Raw genomic sequence first — 24,890 nt, 5'->3', positions numbered from 1 at the left:
GAGAGTGCGGGCAAGGAGAGAGCAGCCATGGCCATCACGCTGGTGAACCCCGCGGACCTGCCGGAGATCGACGTCTACCGGCAGGTGTCGGTCGCCTCCGGCACGAGGCTGGTGTTCGTCGCCGGGCAGGTCGCCTGGGACGCCGACGGAGCCACCGTCGGCGAGGGCGACCTCGCCGCGCAGGTCGAGCAGTGCTACGTCAACGTCGGCACCGCCCTCGCCGCGGCCGGCGCCACCTTCGCCGACGTGGCGAAACTGAACGTCCACGTCGTCGACTGGACCCCCGACAAGATGCCCCTGCTCCTCGAAGGCATCACCCGCGCCGCCGCCCGACTGGGCGAGACCCCCGCCGCACCGGCCACCCTGCTGGGCGTCGCGGCGCTGGACGTGCCCGAGCACCTGGTCGAGGTGGAGGCCACGGCGGTCGTCGACTGAAGCGGACCGGGACGGGTGGCGTGCCCGCTCAGTCGTACGTGACCCGGTCCAGCAGGCCCTGCAAGTACAGCCCGCGCCGGGCGTCCACCGGAGTCGGTGTGCCGGTGCGGACCGCGGTGGCGAAGTCGTGGCGAAGGATCGGCCAGCACTCCTCGTGGTCGATGCCGGCCGTGTCGTAGACCAGCGGCTGGTCCGGCCCGAACAGCTCGACGCGGGTGAGCGCGTGGGGGACGGCCACCGAGCCGGACAGGGAGGCCTGGCTGACGGCGCCGTTCTCGTGCGTGCAGGTCAACTCGGTCCAGCGGCGCGGGTCGCCGGTGGCGCGGATCGACGTGATGGGGCCGACCGAGGCGTCCAGCAGGTCGAGGAGGTGCGGGCCGAGGTCGAGCAGGGCGCCGTGCTCCAGGCGCCAGCCGGTGGCGAACTCGCCGCCCAGGAAGGCGCCGTGGAGGTAGCAGGAGCGTGCGCCGGTCGCCTCGAGGGAACGCGCGGCTTCGAGGAAGGCGCGGGTGGCCGGGTGGTAGCGCTTGGTCAGCACCAGCTGGGAGACGACACCGGCCTCGGCGACGGCGTCGGCGACGCGGCGGGCCGCGGACAGGTCGGGGCCGAGCGGCTTCTCCAGCAGCAGCGCCTTGCCCCGCTTCGCCGCCAGGGGCGCCAGCTCGGCCTGGACGGCGGGCGGCACGGCGAACGCCACGGCCTCGCAGTGGTCCAGCAACTCCTCGAAACCGGCGGCGACATGAGCGGCGTAGGGCGCGGCGGCCTCCCGGGCCGCCTCGGTGCGGCGGGCCCAGACCGCGGCGAGCCGGGTCTCCGGCCCGGCGGCCAGTACCCGGGCGTGCATGGCGCGGGCCCAGGGGCCGGCGCCCACGAGCCCGACCTCGACGGGCCGGTCGGTCCAGGGGGCGGGGACAGCGTTCACGGTGTTCCTGTCTTCGGGAAGTACGGCACCCGGGGGCACGGGGGTGTGCTCACGGTGCGAGGCGGTCGAGACGGGCGTCGGCGCCGGCGGGGGAGTAGAGGTGCTCCACGACCATGGCGGCGGCCCCGACGAGCCCCGCGTGGTCGCCGAGCCGCGAGGTGACGACCTGGAGGTTGGCCGTGGCGCGGGGCATGGCCCGCTGGTAGACCAGCTCCCGCACCCCGGTCAGGAAGGGCACCCCGGACAGCTCACCGGCGATCATCAGCACTCCGGGGTTGAGCAGGGTCACGACGGTCACCAGGACCTCGCCCACCCGCCGGCCCGCCTCCCGGGCCAGCCGGACCGCGTCCGGATGCCCCTCGTTGAGCAGCCGCCGCACGTCCCGGCCCGACGTGGTGTCGAGGCCGAGGGCGGACAGCTCCTTGGCGATGGCCCGGCCACTGGCGACGGCCGCGAGGCAGCCGTGGGAGCCGCACATGCACAGCGCGTCGGACCGGTCGTGCAGCCGGATGTGCCCGATGTCCCCGGCGCCGCCGTCGATACCCCGGTAGAGGCTGTCCCCGATGACGACGCCCGCGCCGATGCCGGTGGACACCTTCAGCAGGACGAACGAGGCGCAGTCCCGGTGGTTGGCCTGGTACTCGGCCAGCGCCATCAGGTTGGCGTCGTTGTCCACGAGCACCGGCACCGCGTGCGCCGCCGGATCCAGGCCCGTCTTCGCGGCGTACGCCTTCTGGAGCCGTTCCCTGATGGGGTACCGGTCCCAGCCCGGCATGATCGGCGGCTCGATCACCTGCCCGGACTCCCAGTCGACCGGGCCCGGCACCGACAGTCCGATGCCCGCCACGTGGGAGGCCGGGATCCCGGCCGCGGCGATGAGGTCGGGGAACCACTCCGCCAGCCGGTCCAGGACGTGTTCGGGCCCTTCGGCGACGTCCAGCGGAGCGGTGTGCTCGGCCAGGATGGTGCCCGCCAGGTCGAGTACGGCGGCCCGGGCGTGCCGGGTCTCCAGGTCGAAGGCGATCACCGAGGCGTGGCCCGGTTCGAACACGATCCGGTGGGAGGGGCGGCCGCCGGTGGAACTGCCCGTGGCGTGGCGCAGCCACCCCGCGCGGTTGAGCAGGTCGAGGCGTTGTCCGACCGTGGAGCGGGACAGCCCGGTCGCCTGCTGGAGGTCGGCGCGGGTGTTGGCGCGGCCGCTGCGGATGAGATGCAGCAGCGCACCCGCGCTGGCCTGACTTGACGTCATCATGGAGTCCCCCACGGCTCAGCTCTTGTCGGCGCCGCTGGTCAGCCCCTCGGTGAGCAGGCGTTCGGCGGCGAAGAACAGAAGTACCACGGGGATCGTCAGCACCACGGAACCGGCCATCAGGACGGTCTTGGGCACCTCGATGCCGTTGGACAGCTGGGCCAGTCCCAGGGAGACGGTCCACTGGCCGGGATCGGCGGCCAGGAACAGCAGCGCGAACAGGAACTCGTTCCAGGCGATCATGAAGACGTAGAGGCCGGTCGCCATCAGCGAGGGCAGGGCGAGCGGCAGGATCACCTTGCGGACGGTCTGGAGCCGGGAGCACCCGTCGAGCGCCGCCGCCTCCTCGATCGAGGCCGGGATGGTGACGAGGTAGTTCTTCAGCATGTAGATCGACACCGGCACCGTCTGGGCGACATAGACGACGGCGAGGCCGACCAGGCTGGAGGAGAGCCCGATCCGGGCGAAGATGACGAACAGCGGGACGGCCAGCAGCGTCGCCGGGAACAGGTAGACGGCCAGGAAGAGCGCGCTGACCTGCCGGTGCCCGAAGAACTTCAGGCGGCTGATCGCGTAGGCGCCGGGCACCGCCGCCACCAGGGTGAGCACCACCGTGCCGAGGGAGACCAGGGCGGAGTTGCGCAGGAACATCAGGAAGCCCTGGCCGCCGTCGGAGGTGGAGCGCAGCACGTCCTGGTAGGTGGAGAGGGTGAAGTCCTTCGCCGAGATCCACAGGGATCCGGGGTCGAGCAGGAGCGCGTCGATGGGCTTCAGCGACAGCAGCACCATGTAGTAGAACGGCAGCACGGTGATCACCGCGAGGAACGCGATGACGAACCAGCGCAGTACGCCGAAGAACCGCTCCTCGAACTGGGCCCGGGACAGGGCCGCCTTGCGCGTCACGCTTCCTCCTGGACCTTGTTGCCGAAGAACTTGAAGTAGAAGCCCAGCAGGATCATCAGCGAGACGGCCAGGACGAGCGCCTGGGCGGCCGCGGCTCCCACGTCGTAGCGGGCGGTGAGGAAGTCGTAGACGCGCACGGCGGCCACGTCGGTGCCGGCGCCGCCGCCGGTGAGCAGGTACACGTCGTCGAACTTGTTGAACGTCATGATGAACCGCAGGACGCACAGCAGTGCGATGACCGGCATCAGCTGGGGCAGCAGCACGTGCCGGAACCGCTGGGTCGGGGTGGCCCCGTCGACCAGCGCCGCCTCCTCCAGGGTGTCGGGCACCGCCTGCAGCCGCGCCAAAATGAACAGGAACGCGAACGGGAAGTAGCGCCAGCACTCGAAGACGATGACGGTCAGCAGCGCCAGCGGGATGTCGAAGTGCAGGCCCAGCAGGTGGACTTCGTACTCCCGGGTGGAGAGGAAGGCGATCGGGTCGTCCCAGCCGAACAGCCGCTTGCCCCAGTCGTTGACCACGCCGTACTGCGGGCTGAGGGCGACCTCCCAGACGAAGGCCACGGCGACGACGGGCGCGACGTACGGCAGCAGCATCGCCGCGCGCAGCAGCCCCCGTCCCTTGAACGGCTTGCGGAGCGCGAGCGCGGCGATCAGGCCGAGGACGACGGAGCCGAAGGTGGAGCCGGCCGTGTACAGCAGGGTGGTGCCCAGGCTGGACCAGAAGCCCGCCGAGTCGAAGACCTGCGCGAAGTTGTCCAGGGTCCAGTTGCCGAACAGGCTCATGCCCTGGATGTCGACGAGCCGGGCCTTCTGGAAGGCGAGCAGCACGGTCCAGGCGATGGGCAGCACGACCACCACGAGGACGACGAGGAAGGTGGGGGAGACGAACGCGAGTCCCGCCCGGTTGGCCCGCCGGCTGGCGGTCATCGGCCGGCGGCCCGAGGGGGCGGGCCGGTCGGTGGACCGGGGGCTGGAGTCCCGGCGCTGCGGTGCGCCGGCTGGAGCTGTAGTCATGAGGGACCTTCGTGAGGTGCAGGCGGGCGGCTACTGCAAGGACTTCTTCAGGGCGGCGACCTCTTCGTCGGCGTCGCGCGCCGCCTCGGACGGTGTGCGCTGGCCGCTGGTCATGGCGCCGACCGCCTTCGGGACGGGCAGTTCGCCGTTGGTGGCCCCGACCAGGGCTCCCTCGCCCTGGGAGATGCCCCAGCGGCGCATGTTGCTGACGCCGTCGGCGAGCTGGTCGAGCAGGTTGTCGGGGAAGACCTCGTCCAGCGGTTTGCGGGTGTCGACGCCGATCTCGCTGTGGCGCCACGCTTCGAGGTAGCGCCGGGGGTCGGCGGCCGTGCCCTTGCGGACCGGGATCTTGCCCTCGGGCGCCATGCCGAACCAGGACTCGTAGCCGGTGCCCATCATGTACTCGATGAACTCGCGGGACGCCGCGGTCTCGGCGGTCTTGGTGGTCACCCAGGACGTGATCTCGCCGAACTGGGCCGCTTCCTCGGCGTCGGGGCCCTTCATCGCGGTGACGATGCCGCTGTTGTCCGACAGGTACTGAGGGTCCTTCGCGCACTGGGGGCAGCTGGGCAGGGCGTCCTTGCGCAGGCCCGCGAGTTCGTCGAGCAGGAACGAGGACCAGACGACCATCGAGGAGCGGCCGGCGAAGTAGGTGGCCCGGGTGGAGTCCACGGTCTGGGTGCCGGGCGCCCCGTAGGCGCGGGCCAGCTGGTCGTAGGTGCGGAAGGCGGTCTGGCACTGCGGGGAGTCGAGGGCGACCTCGTGCCGGTCGTCTACCAGTTGGCAGTCGTTGGCGAGGGCGACGCTCTCGAAGCTCTGCGAGGTGAAGACGTCGCTGGGGTCGGTGGCCGCCGAGATGCCGTCGTGGCCCTTGGTGGTCAGCGCCTTGGCGGCGGCCAGCGTCTTCGCGTACGTGTCGGGCGCCGGCAGGCCCTTCCGCGCCAACTGGTCCTTGCGGTAGACCAGCAGCTGGAGCCAGGCGTCGGAGGGCACACCGAGGCTGGTGGCGCCGTCGGAGGTCAGCTCCAGCGCGTTGGCGTTGAACGTGTCCCGGCCCAGTTCGCCGACGATCCGCTTCGGGATGTCGGTGTTCAGCAGGCCGTTGGTGTACATCTGCCAGACCTGGCCCATGGGGGCGGCGCCGATGACGTCGGGCAGCGTGCCCGAGGCCGCCGCCGACATGATCAGCTGCGGCATCTGGGCCTCGTCGACCCCGACGAGTTTGACCTTGATCCCGGTCTTCTTCTCGAATCCGTCGACGACCTTCCGCGTCGCCGCGACACGGTCGGGGAGGTTCTCCTGGGTCCAGACCGTGATCTCACGGTCCGGCTTGCCGGGCCCGGTGCTGCCCGCGCAGCCCGAGAGCAGCCCCACTCCCAGGGCCGCCGTGACGCCGACCGCGGTCGTCCTCGACCGCAGGGTCCTGATGCGCATTGAGTGTCCTCGTTCCGGCTTACGTCTGCTCGCCACGCATCACAGCATCACTTTTGCTTGTTGACAAGACATAAGTTGCGGATATTGTCGACGCAACCGCATCAGCAACCGCATCAGCAACCCTTCCGGAGCCCTCCGTGTCATCCGTGTCGCCGAAGTCAGCAGCGTCGCCCGTACCGTCCGTGGAGCGGGTCGTCCAGTTCACCGGCCCCCGCCAGGTCGAGGTCGCCGAGCACGTCAGGGCCGAACTGCCGCCCGGCCACCTGCGGGTCCGCACCCGGTACTCGGGCATCTCGGCGGGCACCGAACTCACCGCCTACCGCGGCACCAACCCGTATCTGACCCGGACCTGGGACCCCGAGGCGCGACTCTTCCGCGACGGCGCGCCCGGCATCGAGTACCCGGTGGCCGGATGGGGCTACTCCGAGGTCGGCGAGGTCGTCGAGGTCTCCCCGGAGCTGGCCGGCACCCCCGGCCTGCCCGTCGCCGGCGACCTGGTGTGGGGCATCTGGGGCCACCGCAGCGAGGGCATCGTGCCCGCCGAGCGCATGATCGGCCACACCCTCCCGGCCGGCCTCGAACCGCTGGCCGGCGCCTTCGCCCGGGTCGGCGCCATCGCCTACAACGCCGTCCTGGCCGCTGACATCCACCTCGGCGAGGACGTCGCCGTGTTCGGGCAGGGCGTCATCGGCCTGCTCACCACCCGGCTCGCCCGGCTCAGCGGCGCCCGCGTCACCGCCGTGGACGCCCTCGACGGCCGCCTGGAGACCGCGAAGCGGTACGGCGCCCAGCACACCCTCAACGCCCGCACCGACGCCGTCGCCGAACGCGTCCGCGAGGCCACCGGCGGCCTCGGCGCCGACCTCGCCATCGAGATCAGCGGCGCCTACCCGGCCCTGCACGAGGCGCTGCGCTCGGTCGCCGCCGGCGGACGCGTCGTCGCCTCCGGCTTCTACCAGGGCGACGGCATCGGCCTCCGGCTCGGCGACGAGTTCCACCACAACCGGGTCCAGCTGATCTGCTCCCAGATCGGCGGCGTCCCGCCGCAGCTGTCCAACCGCTGGACCGTCGAACGCCTCCAGCAGACCTTCCTGCGCCTGGTCGCCGAGGGCCAGGTCGACGTCGACGCCCTGGTGAGCCACGTCGTCCCCGTCGCCGACGCGGCCGACGCCTACGTACTGCTGGACGAGCGGCCCGCCGAGGCGCTGCAGGTCGTCCTGGAATTCTGAGACCCGCTCCTTCGCGACCGGTATTTTCCGAAAGGCCCCCCATGCTCAAGACCGCCGTCCAGGAACAGCTGCTGCCCGGGGACACCCTCCAGGCCAAGTGGGAGTTCGCCCGGCAGGCCGGCTACGACGCGATCGAACTGCGCGGCAAGGGAGACTTCCACTTCGCCTCCCGCCTCGGTGAACTGAAGCAGGCCCGCGCCGACGGCGTCGTCATGCCGACCGTCTGCGTCGACATGCTGCACTTCCTCGGCGCCTTCGACGAGGACCTCCGCCGCGACGCCGTCGCACAGATGAAGTCCCAGCTCACCGTCATCGCCGAGATCGGCGGGGTGGGCGCCCAGACGCCCGCCTCGTACGGCATGTTCTCCCGCCGCCTGCCGCCCTTCGAGCCGCCGCGCACCGAGGAGGAGGACCGCGAGGTGCTCCTCGCCGGTCTCACCGAACTCGGCGAGCACGCCCGCAAGGAGGGCGTCACGCTCTTCCTGGAGCCGCTCAACCGCTACGAGGACCACATGGTCAACCGGCTCGACCAGGCCGCCGACCTGATCCGCGCCGTCGGCCTCGACTCGGTCCGGATCGGCATCGACAGCTACCACATGAACATCGAGGAGACCGACCCCGCCGCCGCGATCGTCGCCCACGCCGACGTCATCGGCCACGCCCAGGTCTCCGACTCCAACCGCTTCCAGCCCGGCGCCGGACACCTCGACTGGCCCGCCTGGCTCGGCGCCCTGCACACCATCGGCTACGACGGCCACCTCGCCCTCGAATGCCGGCTGACCGGCGACCCCCTGGACGCCGTGCGCTCCGTCCCCGGCTTCCTCGCGAGGTCCGGCGCGTGAACTCTCCCGACCTCCTGGACCGGCCCGCGCCCGCCGCGCCCGCAGACCTGACCCTGCGGCGCGGTGCGGCGCGGGTCCTCCTCGACAACTGGACCGGCGCCTCCACCGTCCCTTCCCGCACCCTCTACCCGCACCAGTGGAGCTGGGACTCCGCCTTCGTCGCCATCGGGCTGCGCCACCTGTCGGTGCGCCGCGCCCAGCGCGAGCTGGAGTCCCTGCTGGCCGCGCAGTGGGCGGACGGCCGCGTCCCGCACATCGTCTTCAACCCGGCCCTGCCGCACGACGCCTACTTCCCGAGCCCCGACTTCTGGCAGTCCTCCCGGGCCGGCCGCGCCGCGGGCGCACCGTCGGCCGCCGAGACCTCGGGCATCGTCCAGCCGCCCGTGCACGCCCTGGCGGCCTGGCTGGTGCACCGCGCCGACCCGGACGAGTCCCGCCGCCGCGGCTTCCTCGCCCGCGTCCACCCGCGCCTCGCCGCCTGGCACGACTACCTCCTGGACCGCCGCGACCTCGGCGGCGGCGGCCTCGCGGCCGTCGTGCACCCGTGGGAACCCGGCATGGACAACAGCCCCTGCTGGGACCGGGCGCTCCAGCGGATCGAGCCCAGCCCGCCCGGCACCTTCCGGCGCGCCGACCTCGACCACGGCCACCCCGCCGACCGGCCCACCGACCTCGACTACGGCCGCTACGTGCGGCTGGCCACCGAGTACCGGGAGGCCGGTTACGACGACCGGACGGCACCCCACCGGTTCGCGGTGGAGGACCCGTCCTTCAACGCGCTGCTGGCCGTGAGCGAACTGGCGCTCGCCGCCATGTCACGCGAACTGGGCCTGCCGGGGGAGCGGCACACGGAGCGGGCCGCCGCACTGACCCGGGCGCTGGTGGACCGGCTGTGGGACGCGGAGGCCGGACTGTTCCGCGTCCGCGACCTGCACACCGGCACGCACGTCGACGAGCGGAGCGTCAGCGGCCTGGTCCCGCTGCTCGTCCCGCACCTGCCCGCGGACGTCGTCCGGAGCCTGCACGCCACGCTGACCGGGCCGCACTTCAGCGCCCCGGCCACCCGGCTGGTCCCGAGCTACGACCTGACCGGCCCCGCCTTCGACCCCACCCGGTACTGGCGCGGCCCCGCCTGGTTCAACACGGCCTGGCTGATCGAGCGGGGACTGCGCACCCACGGCCTGCGGCAGGACGCCGACGTGCTGCGCGCCGACTTCCTCGCCCGGGCCGGCCGCTCGGGGTTCGCCGAGTACGTCGACCCCGGCACCGGCGAGGCCCGCGGCACCCGGCACTTCTCCTGGACCGCCGCCCTCACCCTCGACCTGCTGAGCCCCGGCCCGGCGGCGGACCACCCGACCGGGTCCGACCCGACGGGACACGATCTGACGGAGGCCCGGTCATGACCACCGCCGAAGCCCGCGTCCAACTCGTGCGCGACGCCACCTTCGTACGGCTCGGCACCGACGGCGGGATCACCGGCACCCGCGGCACGGCGCCGGACGGCCTGTTCTTCCAGGACGCCCGGCACCTGAGCCGCTGGCGGCTCACCGTCGACGGCACCGCGCCCGTCGTCCTGGTACCCGCCACGGCGGACGGCGACGACACGGCCGCCTGCGTCCTGACCCCCGAGGGCACCCGGGACCACCCGCCCGCCTACACCGTCTTCCGGCGGCAGAGCGTCACCGCGGGCGCGTTCACCGAGCACCTGACCCTGGTCAGCAACCGCCCCGACCCCGTGACCGCCCACGTCGAGCTGACCGTCGGCGCCGACTTCGCCGACCTCTTCGAACTCCGCGCCGACGACCGCCACTACGCCAAGCCCGGCGCCGAGTACGAGACCCACGACCGCGCCGACGGACCGGTCTTCACCTACCGGCGGGACGCATGGCACGCCCGTACCGAACTCAGCTGCCACCCCGCCCCGGACACGGCCGCATCCGCGGAGCCCGCAGGGCAGGCCACCGTCCGGACCCTGTCCTGGCGGCTGCCGCTCGACGCGCACGGCCGGGCGGAGCTGCGGCTGACCGCCCGCGCCCACCCGCACGGACACACCGCGCCCACCCCTTCCACCCCCGCCACCGGCCGACGGCACCCGCACGGCCGGGCGTCCGCGCCGGACGACCTCACCCGCACCTGCGAACGCGGACTGGCCGACCTAGACCTGCTGACCATCCCGGTCACCGGCGTCGACGGCGAGCACCTGCGCGTTCCCGCCGCGGGAATCCCGTGGTTCATGACCCTGTTCGGGCGCGACTCGCTGCTGACCTCGTACTTCCTGCTGCCGTACCGGCCGGCGACGGCGGCCGCCGTGCTGAGCGCGCTCGCCGCCGTCCAGGGCGAGCGCCACGACCCCTTCAGCGGCGAGCAGCCCGGACGCATCGTCCACGAGACCCGGCACGGCGAACTCGCCCACTTCCGGCAGGTCCCGTACGGCCGCTACTACGGCGCCGTCGACGCCACCCCGCTCTTCCTGGTGCTGCTCCACGCCCACCACGAGACGACCGGCGACCGCACCCTCGCCGCCCGCCTGGAGCGGCACGCCCGGCGGGCCGTCGACTGGATGCTCACCGACGGCGGCCTCGAACGGCACGGCTACCTCGTGTACACCCCCGACCCGAACGGTCTGGTCAACCAGAACTGGAAGGACTCCGAGGGCGCCGTCTGCTTCGCCGACGGAACCCAGGCCGAGGGACCGATCGCGGTCTCGGAGGCGCAGGGCTACGCCTACGACGCGCTCCTGCGCACCGCCGAACTCGCCGCCGGCGTCTGGGGCGACGAAGCCTACGCGCGCCGCCTGCGGGAGACCGCCGCCGGGCTGCGCGCCCGCTTCACGTCGGACTTCTGGATGCCCGGGGCCGACTTCCCGGCCCTCGCCCTGGACGGCGACGGCCGCCAGGTCGACGCGCTGGCCTCGGACGCCGGGCACCTGCTGTGGTCCGGCATCCTCGACGCGGACCGCGCCCGCCGGGTGGGCAGGCGGCTGCTGGAGCCGGACTTCTTCTCCGGCTGGGCCATCCGCACCCTGGCCGCCGGGCAGCGCCCGTACCACCCGCTCTCCTACCACCGGGGCAGCGCCTGGCCGCACGACAACGCGGTCGTCGCGCTGGGTCTGGCCCGCCAGGGACTCGCGGACGAGGTGCGCACCGTCGCCGACGGCCTGATCGCGGCGGCGTCCCACCACGGCCACCGGCTGCCCGAGGTCCTGGCCGGCTACGACCGCGCCGCTACCCCCGCACCGGTCCCGTACCCCCACTCCTGCTCCCCGCAGGCCTGGGCGGCGGCCACCCCGCTGGCCCTGCGGACGGCGCTGGGAATCGTCGGACAGGCCCCGGGGGAGGGGCCGCTCACTCCCTGACGGGTGCCGCCGTGCTCGCGCGGACGACGAGGCGCGGTTCCACCGACGCCGGTTCGGGCACCGTCTCGGGGGCGGCGATGTAGCGCAGCAGGTGGGCGACGGCGAGTTCGCCCATCTGCGCGAAGGGCTGGGCGACGGTGGTCAGGGGCGGTGCGCAGTACTCCGCCAGCTCGATGTCGTCGACGCCCACCACGGAGATGTCCTGCGGGACGCGCCGCCCCAGTTCGCGCAGGGCCCGCACGACGCCGAACGCCATCTCGTCGCTCGCCACGAACACCGCCGTCGCGTCCGGGATCCGGCCCAGGACCAGGCCGCCCCGGTACCCCGAGGCGGGCGACCAGTCGCCCTCCAGGGGCGGTGGCACCGCGCGCCCGGCCGCCTCCAGCGTGGTCCGCCAGCCCTCCCGTCTGCTGGCGGCCTCCAGCCACTGCTCCGGGCCCGCGAGGTGCCAGACCGTCTCGTGGCCGAGGTCCAGCAGATGCCGGGTGGCCAGCCGGGCCGCCAGCGACTGGTCCACGGCGACGACCTCGGTGGCGTCGGTGCGGGAGCCGTCGATGGTGAGCGTGGGCGTGGCACGGGTCAGCTCCTCGAGCCGCGGGCTCGTGTGGATCAGCGGCACCGACAGGATGATGCCTTCCACGCCCTGGTCGGTGAGCCGGGACAGCGCGTCCTCGATGGCGGAGGTGTCCAGCGAGGCGGTGGTCGCGGTGCTCACCGTGTAACCGGCGGCCTGCGCGGCGCCCTCGATGCCCGAGGTGACCAGGGCCCGTGAGTAGAACGTGGTGCGGAGGGTCACCACGCCGATCGTGCGGCTGCGCCCGGAGGAGAGCATGCGGGCCGCGTTGTTGCGCCGGTAGCCGAGGCTGGCCACCGCGGCCATGACGTCGGCCCGCGTCTTCTCCCGTACGTGCGGATGGCCCGAGAGCACCCGTGACACCGTCTGCGCGGACACCCCGGCGGCGCGGGCCACGTCGGTCATCCCCGGCGGCCGTCGCCCGCCGTCGCCCTGTTGCTTCGTCATGCGGTCCTTCCTCGGTGCCTCCCGGTCGATGATATCGCTGACATGAGCTGTCACCTGGTGTTTCCCGGTCCTTGGGCCGTGCTCGCCCAACCTGTTGGCATCGATAACATTCTCTGCCATAGTCAAGCGGGACAGCACCCGCCTTCGCCCAGGGATCGATAACAACCGGGGCGGGGGCCGGCACGACCACCGGAGCCGTCGAGTGACCCTCCCGCGCATGCCCGCACTCACCCACGCCGACGGCACGTTCCTGCGCGCCGGCCGCCCGCACCGCGTCCTGTCCGGCTCGCTGCACTACTTCCGCGTCCACCCGGAACAGTGGGCCGACCGCCTGGAACGGCTGGCGGCCCTCGGGCTCAACACCGTGGACACCTACGTGCCGTGGAACTTCCACGAACGCCGCCCCGGCGAGGCCGACTTCGACGGCTGGCGGGACATCGCGCGCTTCGCCCGGCTGGCCCAGCGGACCGGCCTCGACGTGATGGTGCGGCCCGGCCCCTACATCTGCGCCGAGTGGGACAACGGCGGGCTGCCGGCCTGGCTCACCGGCACCCCCGGCATGCGGCCGCGCACCAGCCACGGCCCCTACCTGGAAGCGGTCGGCCGCTGGTTCGACGCGCTCGTCCCGCGCCTGGCCGAACTCCAGGCCGTACACGGCGGACCGGTCGTCGCCGTGCAGATCGAGAACGAGTACGGCAGCTACGGCGACGACCACGACTACGTCCGCTGGGTGCGGGACGCCCTGACCGGCCGCGGCATCACCGAACTGCTCTACACCGCCGACGGCCCCACTCCGCTCATGCTCGACGGCGGCAGTGTCCCCGGCGAACTGGCGGCCGCCACCTTCGGCTCCCGGCCCGCGGAGGCGGCGGCACTCCTGCGCGCACGCCGGCCCGGTGAACCCTTCTTCTGCGCCGAGTTCTGGAACGGCTGGTTCGACCACTGGGGCGAGAAGCACCACGTGCGGTCCCCGGACAGCGCCGCCCGGGACGTCGGGGACATCCTCGACGCGGGCGGCTCCGTCAGCCTCTACATGGCGCACGGCGGTACCAACTTCGGCCTGTGGGCGGGCGCCAACCACGACGGGAAGTCCCTGCAACCCACGGTCACCAGCTACGACTCGGACGCCCCGGTGGCCGAACACGGCGCGCTCACCCCCAAGTTCCACGCCCTGCGCGAGAGGTTCGCCACCGTGCCCGGCGTCCGGGCGCGCCCGCGGCCCCTGCCCGCGGACCCGCCCCTGCTGCCGCCCGCGACGCTGCCCGTGACCCGGCGAGCGGCCCTGCTCGACGGAGTGCGCGCCGCCGCCGAGCCCGTGCACGCGCCCGTGCCGCTCGGCTTCGACGAACTCGGCCAGTCCGCGGGCCTCGTGCTCTACACGGCCCACCCCCTGCTGCCCGCCGGCCGGCACGAGGTGACCGTGACCGGCCTGCACGACCGGGCCCAGGTCTTCGCCGACGGCGTGCCCGTCGCCGTACTCGACCGCGAGACCGCCGCCTTCCCCCTGACCGGCACCGGCGCCCGCGTCCGGCTGGAGCTGCTGGTGGAGAACCAGGGGCGGATCAACTACGGGCCGCTCCTCGGCCAGGGCAAGGGCATCCTCGGCGGCGTACGGGTGGAGCGCCGGCTCGTGCACGGCTGGACCATGCACCCGCTCCCGCTGGACGAGTGGTCGCCGCACGACATCGCCCGCGCCACGTCGGTGGCCCCGCCGGGCGGCACGGCCGGGTTCGCCACCGCCGTGCTGGACGTCCCCGAACCCGCCGACACCTTCCTCACCCTGCCCGGATTCGCCAAGGGCTTCGTCTGGGTCGGCGACATGCTGCTCGGACGCTACTGGGAGGCCGGCCCCCAGACCACGCTGTACCTGCCCCGCCCCCTCCTCCGCCCGGGCCCCAACACCCTCACCGTCCTGGAGCTGGAACGCCTCGGCGACCAGGTCGCCCTCGTGGACCGCCCCGACCTCGGACCGGCCGAGGAGTACGTCGAGACGTTCGACTGACCGCACCCCCGCCCCCGCTCACCGGCCCGCACACCGCACTCCGTTCACCAACCCCCACTGGTAGCAACACGAGTTGAGGAGTACCCGTGTCACGGTTGACCGCTCCCCGGAGCAGACTCGCCCTCGCGGCCGTCGCCACCGCGCTCGCCCTCGCCGGCGGCGCGTCCCTCGGGTCCCCGCCCGCGTCGGCGTCCGGCTCCGGCACCACCTACACCGTCACCGTCGGGGACAAGGGCTCCTGGACCCGGCCCGACGACACCCCGGCCGCCACCTACATCGACAAGGACGGCACCTTCTACTACCAGCAGGCCCACGCGCTGTACGGCGCCGACGACAGCCGTGCCTGGAGCTTCTACACCGGCACGGACTTCGACACCGCCGAACGGTCCGACGCGATCAGCGACGCGGCCGACCCCGACGAGCCCAGGGACCGCAACGACGACACCACCTGGCGGTGCAACAACAGCCCGACCGGCAAGGAGTCCACCTTCCCGCCCGCCGGCTCGCACTACGCGCAGAAGAACTACTGCGACCTGGCCGGTGTGTGGGTGGACCCGGACACCGGCGACTGGTACGGCCTGGTGCACAACGAGTTCACCCCGCAGCCCTTCGCCGACGGCCTCCACTACGACGGCATCGACTACGCGGTCTCCCGCGACCAGGGCCGGACCTGGTCCGTCGAGGACCACGTCATCACCTCGCCGTACAGCACGAAGCGCGGTGACACCGAGGCGTTCGGGCAGCAGACCTACCACTACGGCGACGGCGACCCCCGCCTGTTCGCCGACGCCGCCTCCGGGTACTTCTACGTCTACTACGGCTCGCGGATCGTGGACAAGGGCGGCAGCTGGAAGGCGTTCCACGCCCACGTGGCCCGCGCGCCGATGTCCGGCAAGATGGCGCCCGGCACCTGGCAGAAGTGGTACGGCGGCGCCTGGTCCGAGCCCGGCGTCGGGGGCCGCGAGAGCAACATGGTGCCGGTCGGCGGCTCCGGGGAGACCGGCTACACGCCCGTGGCGGACGAGTACGACCCGGCTACTCCCGGCAAGGTCGACGAGCAGGTGGCCGCGGGCGAGATGCCCCCGACCTCGCCCCTGTTCGTCATGGACATCACCTACAACGCCCACCTGGGCCTGTACGTGGGTGAACCCCAGGCGGTCGACCAGAGCGGCGACGCCCCGCAGCAGTTCTACGCCACCGACGACCTCGCCACGCAGAAGTGGTTCCGGATCGGCGACACCGGCGACCACACCAACGCGTCCTGGTACCGCTGGTTCCTCGACGGTGTGAACCGGACCGGCTCCGGCATCGTCGGCAGGTCGTTCCGCTCGTACTGCTCCTTCGGCTGCTCGGACGGCAAGGACGCCGAGTACGTCGACATCAGCATCGGCACCTCCGACCCGGCGGCACCGGTCGACGTGGACCGGACGTACCGGATCACCGGGGCGGACGGCCGGGCCCTCGCCCAGAGGACCGCGCACGGCTCCGCCACCACGTCGGTGCGCGGTGCGAAGCCGTCCGGACTGGCGGAGTGGGTCTTCACCGGCAACGGCGACGGCTCCTACCGCATCGCCAACGCCGCGACCGGCAGGCTGCTCGGCGTCGACTCCACCGCGACGACCGGCCGGGCCTGGGGCACCAAGCCCACCGTCACCCGCCCCGGCGACGGCGGACCCTCCGTCGGACAGCAGTGGTTCGTCATCCCCGGCACCTCCGCCGACGGCACGGCCAACGGCACGCACCGGCTGGTCAACCGCTACAGCGGCCTGGTGATCGGCGTCTCCGGCGACCCCCACCGGCGCGCCGAGACCACGCCCGTCCGCTCCTGGACCGACGGCACCGGCGACCGGGTGGGCGGCCGGCGCGGCCCCGGCGAGCAGACACTCACCCTGACGCCGACCGGGCGCGCCGGCTGACGTGACGGGGCGAGCGCCGGGCCGGGACACGTGCGGTGTCCCGGCCCGGCGCCTGCCCGCTCCGGTCAGGAGGCGGGCAGCTCACCGCGGACCGTGCGGGCGGCGGCGACCAGGTTCTCCAACGACGCACGCGTCTCGGGCCAGCCGCGGGTCTTCAGTCCGCAGTCGGGGTTGACCCAGAGCCGCTCGGCCGGGATGGCCTTCAGGCCCGTGCGCAGGAGGTCGGCGGCCTCGTCGGCGCTCGGGACACGCGGGGAGTGGATGTCGTAGACGCCGGGTCCGGCCTCCCGCGGGTAGCCGTGGGCGGCCAGTTCGCGGGCGACCTGCATGTGGCTGCGGGCTGCCTCCAGACTGATGACGTCGGCGTCGAGGTCGTCGATGGCCTGGACGATGTCGCCGAACTCCGCGTAGCACATGTGGGTGTGGATCTGGGTGTCCGGACGCACCCCGCTCGTGCTGAGCCGGAACGCCTCGGTCGCCCACGCCAGATAGGCGGCGTGGTCGGCGGCCCTCAGGGGCAGGGTCTCGCGCAGCGCGGGCTCGTCCACCTGGATGACCGAGGTGCCGGCGGCCTGGAGGTCGTTCACCTCGTCGCGCAGGGCGAGGGCGACCTGGCGGGCGGTGTCGCCGAGCGGCTGGTCGTCGCGGACGAAGGACCAGGCGAGCATGGTGACGGGCCCGGTGAGCATGCCCTTGACCGGGCGATCGCTCAGGGACTGGGCGTAGTTCGTCCAGCGCACCGTCATCGGCTGCGGGCGGGAGATGTCACCGGCCAGGACCGGCGGACGGACGTAGCGGGTGCCGTACGACTGGACCCAGCCGTGCTGGGTGGCGAGGTAGCCGGTCAGCTGCTCGGCGAAGTACTGGACCATGTCGTTGCGCTCGGGCTCGCCGTGCACCAGGACGTCGATACCGGTCTTCTCCTGGAAGGAGATGACCTCCTGGATCTCCGACCGGATGCGCTCCTCGTAACCGGCCGCGTCCAGGCGCCCGGCGCGCAGGTCGGCGCGCGCGGTGCGCAGCTCGGTGGTCTGCGGGAACGAGCCGATGGTGGTGGTCGGCAGCAGGGGCAGCCCGAGGTGGGCGCGCTGCGCCGCGGCCCGTTCGGCGTACGGCTGGGAACGGCGGGTGTCGGCGCTGGTCACGGCCTCCGCACGGGAGCGGACGGCAGGGTCGCGGGTGATGGGTGAGGTGGCCCGGGAGGCGAGGTCGGCACGGTTGGCGGCGAGTTCGCCGGTGATGCTGTCGGTGCCCTGGGCGAGGCCCCTGGCGAGCGTGGCGATCTCGGAGGTCTTCTGCCGGGCGAACGCGAGCCAGCGCAGGATCTGCGGGTCGATGTCCCGCTCGAGGGACGCGTCCAGCGGGACGTGCAGCAGGGAGCAGGAGGCGGAGACGTCGACACGGTCGGCGAGCCCGAGAAGGGTGCCGAGTGTGGTCAGGGACTTCTGCAGATCGTTGATCCAGATGTTGCGGCCGTTGACCACACCGGCGACCAGGCGCTTGCCGGGCAGTCCACCGACGGCGGCGAGCGCGTCGAGGTTGGCGGCGGCGGCCTCGGTGAAGTCCAGCGCCAGCCCGTCCACCGGTGCCTTGGCCAGCATCGGCAGGGCGTCGCCGAGCCGGTCGAAGTACGAGGCGACCAGCAGCTTCGGACGGTCGGACAGGGCGCCGAGATCACGGTAGGCGCGCTCCGCCGCGTTCAGCTCGGCCGGGGTGCGGTCCTGCACCAGGGCGGGTTCGTCGAGCTGGACCCATTCGGCGCCGGCCGCACGCAGGTCGGCGAGGACCTCGGCGTACACGGGAAGCAGCCGGTCCAGGAGCGTGAGCGGCTCGAAGTCCGCGGGCACGCCGGGAGCGGGCTTGGCGAGCAGCAGGTACGTGACGGGGCCGACCAGGACCGGACGGGCGGTGAGGCCCTCGGCGAGAGCCTCCTTCAGCTCGGCGACCTGCTTGGTGGAGTCGGCCGTGAAGACGGTGCCGGGACCGAGTTCGGGGACGAGGTAGTGGTAGTTCGTGTCGAACCACTTGGTCATCTCCAGCGGCGCCACGTCCTGGGTGCCGCGGGCCATCGCGAAGTAGCCGTCCGTCGCGTCGGCGGCGACGGCGGCGCGGTGCCGTTCGGGGATCGCGCCGACCATGACCGTGGTGTCGAGGACGTGGTCGTAGTACGAGAAGTCACCGGTGGGCACCTCGTGGATGCCGGCGTCGGCGAGCTGCCGCCGGTTGTCGCGCCGGAGTTCGGCGGCGGTGGCGTGGAGGGCGTCGGCGTTGACGCGGCCCTTCCAGTAGCCCTCGATGGCCTTCTTCAGTTCACGGTTCTGACCCTGGCGGGGGTAGCCGTACACGGTGGCCCGTGCTGCCGCGGCTGCGGACTTCGCTGTCACGGAGATCTCCTTCGCGAGATGAGTCCCTGAGATCCCGGGGACGGAACGAGAGCGCGAAGGTCGTGGCCGGCCGGACGGTGACGACCCCGCGCGGCAAAGGCACGGCCGTTCCGTCTGGTGCACGCCGACCCGCCCTCGAGGTCACCGGGATGTCCGCGCGCGGAACGGTCCGCACGCGGGCAGTTGGCAGGTCTTCGGACTCGCGGGCACGCCCTCCGTCCGGAGGACACCTACTGGCCGTCGCTTCCCGGGCCCGGTACGTCGGACCCAGTGCGTATGACGGCGGTCGTTCCCGCTCACCGCTGCGGGGCAGTCCCGGATTCCCACCGGGTTCCCTCTTACGACACCCCGCCTGGCGGACGGGGCGAACCAGCTGCACCGTTCACCCTACCGGGGACCACCCCGGAATCGTCCGGACGCGTCCGGCATGCGGACGGTGCGACGGGACACGCCGTCGGCGGACTACTGCTGGGCCCAGGTGCTCCGGTCCTGCCCCGGCGCGTCGGCGTGCCGCGGGCAGGCCGTGTCGTGCGCCGAGCCCAGCGAGGTCCACCACACCTCGCAGCAGTCGCCGCCCACGGCGACCCGGGCGGCGGCGGGACGGGTGCACTCCTGGCCGTGCACGGCGCCGTCGGAGTGCCGCCAGAAGGCGCAGCAGGGGGCGAGAGGGACCGGCTGCCGGTGAGGCGGGCGGGCCAGGAGTTCGGCCCGGCGCGCCAGGACCGTCCGCCGCCGGTGCTCGGCTCCCTCCCGGGCCGCGCACCAGGCCATGACCGCCGCGGCGTAGAGACCGGGCAGGGCGAGCCAGGGGTGGTGGCTGCCCCCGTACCAGGCGGCGGCGAGCAGGAGAACGGCGGCGGCACGGCACCCGCGTGCGGTGCGCAGGCTCGGTGTCACAGGAGACTCCCGTGGTCGGCGACGGAGAAGGTCCTCAGGACCCCCGTATGCCCGCGGTTCGCGGACCTACGTCCACCAATCGCGCCGGTCCGCGCCCGGGCGGGGCCCGAGCCGCGTGGCGGGGCGGAAATTCCGTTGCGGGTGCCCGCCGGTGCCCCCGATTCTGCTCTCATGTCCACCGCCGACCTGCGGCCGGCCACCCTTGCCGACGCGCCCGCCATCACCCAGCTCCTCAACGAGATCGACCGGATCGAGATCGGCCGCCCCGAGACCGACCAGCACACCGTCGAGGCCGACCTGAAGCATCCCGAGACGGATCTGACCCGCGACTCGTGGCTCGCCTTCGACGGCGGCCGGCTGGTGGCCTACGGGCTGCTGTGGGACGAGTCCGGCGGCGAGCGCGTGGACATCGACCACTACGTGCTCCCCGACCACCAGGGCACCGGCCTGCGGCTGCTGGCCGCCATGGAGGACCGCGCCCTCGCCAAGGCACGGGCCAACGGGGCCGCTCGGGCCGTCGTCCACCTGCACCTCAACGCCCGGCCCACGACCGACACGGCGCTCCTCGCGGAACGGGGCTGGCGGGTCGTCCGGTCCCACCACGTCCTGCGCCGGGCGGTGGACCCGGCGGCCGACCTGCCGCCGCGGGCCCCGGCCGGGGTGGCCGTGCGCGCCTGCGCGACGGAGGCGGACCGTGTCCGGGTGCACGAGCTGTACCAGCAGGCGTTCGCCTCCCACTTCGACTTCCAGCCGCGTCCGTACCGGCTCTGGCTCAGCGACATCGACGCCGAGGGGCTCGACTGGTCCCTGGTGTGGATCGCCGCCACCGACGACCTGGGGGACGCCGGTTTCCTGCTGGCCCGGGACGACCGCGAGGCCATGGGCTGGATCCGCGCCCTCGGCGTGCTGGACGCGGCACGGGGGAGGGGCCTGGGCGGATTCCTCCTGCGGCACGCCTTCGCGCACTTCGCCGCGCGGGGCCGGGACACGGTGGGGCTCGGGGTCGACACGGCCAACGCCACCGGCGCTCCGCGCCTCTACGGCCGCAACGGCATGACCGTCCACTTCGCGGTCGACACCTGGGAGGCAGTCATCGGCTGACGCCCGGTGCGGCACCGGGCGGCGGTCCGCGGCGTCGGCCCGGCGCGTCAGACAACCATCGCGACCGTCACCGCGCCGAGCAGCGCCACGTACGTCCACGCGTGGGCGCGGTCCGGGATGCGGGGCGGGCGGCGCCGCAGCACCGCGATCACCGGCAGGGCGCCCAGGAGCAGTCCGGCGGCGGCACGGAGGTCGACGAGACCCACCAAGTGGGCGTGGGCGCCGGCCAGGCCCTGGGCACCGGCCAGGAAGACCGCGGCGGCCGGCAGCGCGACGGCGAGCGTCAGCGGGTTGGCCAGCGCGGTCGCCACCCGCATGCTGTGCCCGGCCCGCCGCATCGCCGGGACGGTCAGCACGCTGCCGCCCACCCCGAGGAAGGCCGCCACCGCACCGACCGGAACGCCGACGACGGCGGGCAGCGGACGGGGCGCGCCGTCTGCCGCCACCCGGGCCGGTGCGCGCGGGCGCAGGAAACCGGGGCGCAGCAGCAGGTCCACGACGGTGAGGGCGACGTAGGCGACGAACGCCCAGCGGATGAGGGCGGCCGGTGCCATCCGCGCGGCGAGCGCGCCGGCCGAGGAGCCGGCCGCGAGCAGCGCGAGCAACGGACCGCTGCCGCGCAGCGCGGCCAGCACCCGGCGCGGCGTGACGGCCGTCGCGAACCCGGCGTTCACCACCATGACCACGGCCGAGGTGGCCGTGGCCACCCGGATCGCGTCCGCGCCGAGGGCGGAGTCCGCCCACACCACGACCGGCACGGCCACGAACCCGCCGCCGAACCCGAACAGCACGGTCGTCACACCCGTGAGAAGCCCGATACCGAGCAGCGCCAAGAGATCCACGACGACCACCCCACCAGCCGCCGACAGGTGCCCGCATGCGAAGCCCGGCACGATTCCTTCGCGTCCCGGCCCGTAGGGTGACGGCGTGAAGAACGTCCCCCTGGCCGACGTCGACCACGTGGACCGGGCGGTGCTGCCGATCGGCACCGACTACCCGCCCGGCCACGTCCTGGACTGGCACCGGCACCGGCGGGCGCAGTTCCTGTACGGCGCCACCGGGGTCATGGTCGTGGACACCGCCGACGGCACCTGGACCGTGCCGCCCGAGCGCGCCGTACTGATCCCGGCCGCCACCCGGCACCGGGTGCGCATGCTGGGCGTGAGCACCCGCAGCCTGTACATCGAGCCGGACGCGGTGCCCTGGTGGCCGGACAGCTGCACGGTCGTGGACGTGCCGCCCCTGTTGTGTGAACTGCTGCTCGCGGCGGTCGAGTTCGAGGCCGATTACAGCCTCTCCGGACGGGAGGGCGGTATCGCGGCCCTGCTGCTGCACGAGATCGCGGCGCGGACCCCGCTGCCGTTCCACGTCGGGATCCCCGCCTCCGCCGACCTCGCGGCGCTCTGCCGGTCCTATCTGGCCGACCCGGACGCCGGCGCGACCAACGCCGAGTGGGCGGCGCGGACGGCCATGAGCGAACGGGCCTTCACCCGGCGCTTCCGCTCCGAGACGGGCGACAGCCCCGCCGTCTGGCGGGCCCGGGCCCGCCTGCTCGCGGCCGTCCCAATGCTGCGCACGGCGTCGGTGACCGAGGTCTCCGGCCGTCTCGGCTACGCCTCACCCGCGGCGTTCACCGCCGCCTTCACCCGCACCTTCGGCCTCCCCCCGTCCCGCTTCACGACGAGTCACCGGGCCCGCCGCTAGGCCGACGGTTTTCACAGCCATGTCGGAACGGAGTGGAGCACTACCGGTGCGATCCGGCCCCGGCGCGTCATTGCGGCCACGGCGCGTTCCTGACCCGCTCGACCATGGAAGGCCGCTGGAATCCGGGGACGAAGTGCTCCAGGACGTCCGCGTTGATGGTCCCGTAGGTGGTGTCGGGGCGGTCCTTGAGGCCCTCGACGAACGCGTCCAGGAACTCCTTCTTGAAATCCCCGCGAGGATGAGCGGCGACGATCTCCTCCAGCCGGTCGCCCTCGACCTCGTCCAGTCCCCAGCCGATCGCGTCGGTCAGGACGCCGTAGTTCGTGGCGGCGATCTCGGGGCCCATCCGGCCGGGGACCCCCGGCGTCGTGTGCAGGGCGACGGCCAGCCAGACAGCCTCGGCGGCGCTGGGGGAGAACCCGCGCGCCAGCAGGAACGCCCGCGCATGGTCGGCCCCGTCCAGCTCGAAACGCTGCGGCGTCTTCGAGAACGGGACCAGAAGGCCCGCATCGTGGAACATCGCCGAGATGTAGAGCAGTTCGGGATCGGGTTCGACGCCCAGCCTCTGCGCGTGCAGGGAACCGAAAAGGAAAACCCGCCGGGAGTGATGGAAGATCAAGGGATTGGTGGTCTCCCTGATGAATTCCGTGGCCTGCGCCACGGCCGGAGTCGCGGGCAATTCCACCCCCGCGATGATGTCCGTCATGAAATCCGTCCTTCCCGATGCACCGTGCTGCGCGTGGACCGTGCGTCCAATCTCCACGGTGTCGGCCCCCTGCCACCCGGCGCCGCCTCGGTCCGGCCCTGAATCACCCGAATCCAGTCACCGCGAGCCCGCCCGGTGAACTCCGCCGCACACCGGGTCGCGGTCCTCGTCCACGACGGGGTGAAACTGCGCGGCCACCTCGGGGAGGCTCAGGAGGCGTCGGTGCGTACGGCGGTTGTGGCGAGGGTCGTGTAGTGCATGGTGAAGGCCCCGCCGAGGGAGTCGATGGCGCTACCGACTGCGTCCAGCACTTGGGCCAGTTGACCGGGGCGGAGTTGGGTGAGAGCGCCGGTGGTGGGCAGCAGGGCCAGCCATTGGTCGCGCGTGTACGTCTGCTCCCAGTCGAACCGCCACTGTTCGGATTCTTCGAACTGCCCGGTCTCGCGGATCTTGTCGGCGAGCTTCGCGTACCCCGCCTGGTAGAGACTGAGCGGACGTCGGGCCGGTTGTCCGTTGAGCGGGGAGGCAGGCACTGCCCGCCGGTAGGCAGCCGCGAACGGTTCAGCCACCTCGGAGGGCGGCTCGTACACGTGCCCGAAAATCGCCAGACGCCCCCCTGGGCGCAGCACCCGTGCCGCCTTTGCCGCGCCGGCGAGCGGATCCACCCAGTGCCACGACTGGGCGGCGACGACCGCGTCGAATCTCCGGTCGCCCGGTTGCCAGGCTTCGAACGTCGCCACCTCGACCCGCAGGCCACGGGCCCGCGCGAAGTCGGCCATCCGCGCATCGGGCTCGACGCCGAGTACAGCGCAACCGGCGGCCTGGAACTGGCGTGCCGCGATGCCGGTACCGCAGCCGACGTCGAGCACGTCGGGCCCGGGAGCATCGGCGACGATCCGCGTCACCAGCGCGGCGGGGTAGTCGGGGCGGGCCTGATCGTAGCGTTGGGCGTCCACGCCGAACGACTCGGCCATGCGCCGGGCCTCATGGGACTCGGCGGCGGACGGTTCTGGTTGCTCGCGCGGTAAAGTGGGCATGCGCCCACCTTAGTGGGCGCATGCCCACTCAACAATCGGTGCCGGCCGGAAAGGCACGAGGGGACACGAGGGGATCCGTACATGCCGACTGGGGTGCACCTTCGCGACGCGCGGCAGCAACTGTTCGACGCCGCCGAACGCGTGCTTCTGCGGGACGGACCGAGCGGGCTGACCAGCCGGGCCGTCACTGAGGAAGCGGGCTACGCCAAGGGGGTCCTGCACCGGCACTTCATCGACTTCGACGCCTTCCTCACCGACCTCGTGCTCGACCGGGCCGCGCGGCTCGAGACGCAGGCCAGTGCGCTGCGCGAGTCCAGTGGCACCGAAACGGTGGCCGAGAACCTCACCGACGCGCTGGTCACCCTGTTCGGCCCCGTTCCCATGGCAATCATTCCGCTCATCACCTTCCGCGACGAGCTGCGCGCACGACTACGGCAAGCCAGACCCGGCGGCGGAACCGCCATCCTTGGTCAGGCCACGGCCGCGATCTCCGCCTATCTGGCCGACGAGCGTGCATTGGGCCGCATCGCGGCCGACGCCGACATCGACTCACTCACCCTCTCCCTGGTCGGTGGCGGGCACCTCGTGTTCACGGACCGCGGCCCCGGCCCGCCGGCCACCGAAGCCGTCAACAAGCTCGTGACAGCGGTCATCGCCGATGCCGTGCAACGCCGACCGGCCTAGCCACTCGGAGCGCGGTACGGCTGATGACGTCACCTCACGACGGCATACGTTGA

The 24,890-nt window shown here is 72.9% G+C and carries 21 protein-coding genes and 1 riboswitch; of the genes, 10 read left to right on the top strand and 11 right to left on the bottom strand.

Translation table 11 applies throughout. The features are described 5' to 3' along the window. Nucleotides 1-27: 27 nt before the first annotated feature. Entirely contained in the window at nt 28-435 is a 408-nt protein-coding gene (locus tag ACZ67M_RS28595; RefSeq protein ID WP_385799695.1) for a RidA family protein, read from the top strand. Between the two features lie 28 nt (nt 436-463). Here ACZ67M_RS28595 and ACZ67M_RS28590 read toward each other — a convergent pair whose 3' ends face one another. Genes ACZ67M_RS28590 through ACZ67M_RS28570 form a run of 5 tightly spaced genes read right to left on the bottom strand, consistent with a single transcriptional unit; the run spans nt 464 to nt 5,959 of the window. Further along, nucleotides 464-1,357: a Gfo/Idh/MocA family protein gene (locus ACZ67M_RS28590; RefSeq protein ID WP_385799693.1), complete on the bottom strand. Its 894-nt coding sequence runs from the start codon at nt 1,355-1,357 to the stop codon at nt 464-466. 49 nt (nt 1,358-1,406) lie between these two features. Continuing rightward, a complete protein-coding gene (locus ACZ67M_RS28585) occupies nt 1,407-2,606 on the bottom strand; it encodes an ROK family transcriptional regulator (protein WP_361362971.1) in 1,200 nt (399 codons plus the stop codon). Between the two features lie 18 nt (nt 2,607-2,624). Then, entirely contained in the window at nt 2,625-3,509 is an 885-nt protein-coding gene (locus ACZ67M_RS28580; RefSeq protein ID WP_361362762.1) for a carbohydrate ABC transporter permease, read from the bottom strand. Continuing rightward, nucleotides 3,506-4,525, bottom strand: a complete 1,020-nt coding sequence (locus tag ACZ67M_RS28575; RefSeq protein ID WP_469853457.1) for a carbohydrate ABC transporter permease — start codon at nt 4,523-4,525, stop codon at nt 3,506-3,508. Before ACZ67M_RS28575 ends, ACZ67M_RS28580 begins: the two co-directional genes overlap by 4 nt. Nucleotides 4,526-4,555: 30 nt before the next feature. Then, entirely contained in the window at nt 4,556-5,959 is a 1,404-nt protein-coding gene (locus tag ACZ67M_RS28570; protein ID WP_469853455.1) for an ABC transporter substrate-binding protein, read from the bottom strand. 182 nt (nt 5,960-6,141) lie between these two features. Between ACZ67M_RS28570 and ACZ67M_RS28565 the strand changes: the two genes are divergently transcribed. Genes ACZ67M_RS28565 through ACZ67M_RS28550 form a run of 4 tightly spaced genes read left to right on the top strand, consistent with a single transcriptional unit; the run spans nt 6,142 to nt 11,385 of the window. Continuing rightward, a complete protein-coding gene (locus tag ACZ67M_RS28565; RefSeq protein ID WP_469853587.1) occupies nt 6,142-7,188 on the top strand; it encodes a zinc-dependent alcohol dehydrogenase in 1,047 nt (348 codons plus the stop codon). A gap of 41 nt (nt 7,189-7,229) precedes the next feature. Next, on the top strand, nt 7,230-8,030 hold the full coding sequence (locus ACZ67M_RS28560) for a sugar phosphate isomerase/epimerase family protein (protein WP_361362770.1): 801 nt from the start codon (nt 7,230-7,232) through the stop codon (nt 8,028-8,030). Further along, nucleotides 8,027-9,433, top strand: coding sequence for an MGH1-like glycoside hydrolase domain-containing protein (locus ACZ67M_RS28555; protein WP_361362773.1), 1,407 nt, complete (start codon nt 8,027-8,029; stop codon nt 9,431-9,433). The genes ACZ67M_RS28560 and ACZ67M_RS28555 overlap by 4 nt, the downstream gene beginning before the upstream one ends. After that, the gene (locus tag ACZ67M_RS28550; RefSeq protein WP_469853452.1) at nt 9,430-11,385 is read left to right on the top strand and encodes an amylo-alpha-1,6-glucosidase; all 1,956 of its coding nucleotides are present in this window, start codon (nt 9,430-9,432) and stop codon (nt 11,383-11,385) included. Before ACZ67M_RS28555 ends, ACZ67M_RS28550 begins: the two co-directional genes overlap by 4 nt. Here ACZ67M_RS28550 and ACZ67M_RS28545 read toward each other — a convergent pair. After that, the gene (locus ACZ67M_RS28545; protein WP_392104480.1) at nt 11,375-12,406 is read right to left on the bottom strand and encodes a LacI family DNA-binding transcriptional regulator; all 1,032 of its coding nucleotides are present in this window, start codon (nt 12,404-12,406) and stop codon (nt 11,375-11,377) included. The two genes, ACZ67M_RS28550 and ACZ67M_RS28545, sit on opposite strands and share 11 nt — an antisense overlap. A 217-nt stretch (nt 12,407-12,623) precedes the next feature. On the opposite strand from ACZ67M_RS28545, the gene ACZ67M_RS28540 reads away from it, so the two are divergent. Next, on the top strand, nt 12,624-14,408 hold the full coding sequence (locus ACZ67M_RS28540) for a glycoside hydrolase family 35 protein (protein WP_469853450.1): 1,785 nt from the start codon (nt 12,624-12,626) through the stop codon (nt 14,406-14,408). Nucleotides 14,409-14,503: 95 nt separating this feature from the next. Further along, nucleotides 14,504-16,324 carry an RICIN domain-containing protein gene (locus ACZ67M_RS28535; RefSeq protein WP_469853585.1) on the top strand — a complete coding sequence of 607 codons (1,821 nt, stop codon included), beginning with the start codon at nt 14,504-14,506 and terminating at the stop codon, nt 16,322-16,324. Nucleotides 16,325-16,389: 65 nt separating this feature from the next. Here ACZ67M_RS28535 and metE read toward each other — a convergent pair whose 3' ends face one another. Both metE and ACZ67M_RS28525 read right to left on the bottom strand, forming a co-directional pair. Continuing rightward, nucleotides 16,390-18,708 carry a 5-methyltetrahydropteroyltriglutamate--homocysteine S-methyltransferase gene (gene metE / locus ACZ67M_RS28530; RefSeq protein ID WP_392014627.1) on the bottom strand — a complete coding sequence of 773 codons (2,319 nt, stop codon included), beginning with the start codon at nt 18,706-18,708 and terminating at the stop codon, nt 16,390-16,392. A 168-nt stretch (nt 18,709-18,876) separates the two neighbouring features. Next, nucleotides 18,877-19,097, bottom strand: a riboswitch (cobalamin riboswitch). A 73-nt stretch (nt 19,098-19,170) separates the two neighbouring features. After that, on the bottom strand, nt 19,171-19,605 hold the full coding sequence (locus tag ACZ67M_RS28525) for a hypothetical protein (protein ID WP_392104486.1): 435 nt from the start codon (nt 19,603-19,605) through the stop codon (nt 19,171-19,173). A gap of 171 nt (nt 19,606-19,776) precedes the next feature. On the opposite strand from ACZ67M_RS28525, the gene ACZ67M_RS28520 reads away from it, so the two are divergent. Next, a complete protein-coding gene (locus tag ACZ67M_RS28520; RefSeq protein ID WP_450736751.1) occupies nt 19,777-20,706 on the top strand; it encodes a GNAT family N-acetyltransferase in 930 nt (309 codons plus the stop codon). Nucleotides 20,707-20,753: 47 nt separating this feature from the next. Here the strand turns inward: ACZ67M_RS28520 and ACZ67M_RS28515 are convergent, their stop codons facing one another. After that, entirely contained in the window at nt 20,754-21,548 is a 795-nt protein-coding gene (locus tag ACZ67M_RS28515; protein ID WP_469853584.1) for a TSUP family transporter, read from the bottom strand. A gap of 85 nt (nt 21,549-21,633) precedes the next feature. On the opposite strand from ACZ67M_RS28515, the gene ACZ67M_RS28510 reads away from it, so the two are divergent. Continuing rightward, nucleotides 21,634-22,410: an AraC family transcriptional regulator gene (locus tag ACZ67M_RS28510; RefSeq protein WP_469853447.1), complete on the top strand. Its 777-nt coding sequence runs from the start codon at nt 21,634-21,636 to the stop codon at nt 22,408-22,410. A gap of 67 nt (nt 22,411-22,477) precedes the next feature. Here the strand turns inward: ACZ67M_RS28510 and ACZ67M_RS28505 are convergent, their stop codons facing one another. Then, the gene (locus tag ACZ67M_RS28505) at nt 22,478-23,116 is read right to left on the bottom strand and encodes an HD domain-containing protein (protein WP_469853446.1); all 639 of its coding nucleotides are present in this window, start codon (nt 23,114-23,116) and stop codon (nt 22,478-22,480) included. A 209-nt stretch (nt 23,117-23,325) separates the two neighbouring features. Continuing rightward, on the bottom strand, nt 23,326-24,153 hold the full coding sequence (locus ACZ67M_RS28500) for a class I SAM-dependent methyltransferase (protein WP_469853444.1): 828 nt from the start codon (nt 24,151-24,153) through the stop codon (nt 23,326-23,328). 81 nt (nt 24,154-24,234) lie between these two features. Between ACZ67M_RS28500 and ACZ67M_RS28495 the strand changes: the two genes are divergently transcribed. Then, on the top strand, nt 24,235-24,837 hold the full coding sequence (locus ACZ67M_RS28495) for a TetR/AcrR family transcriptional regulator (RefSeq protein WP_392014615.1): 603 nt from the start codon (nt 24,235-24,237) through the stop codon (nt 24,835-24,837). Nucleotides 24,838-24,890: the final 53 nt, after the last annotated feature.

It is taken from the genome of Streptomyces sp. NPDC107500 (genome assembly GCF_055582785.1).
Note: the sequence above shows the minus strand (reverse complement) of the source record. Positions and strands in the feature narration are given on the sequence as shown.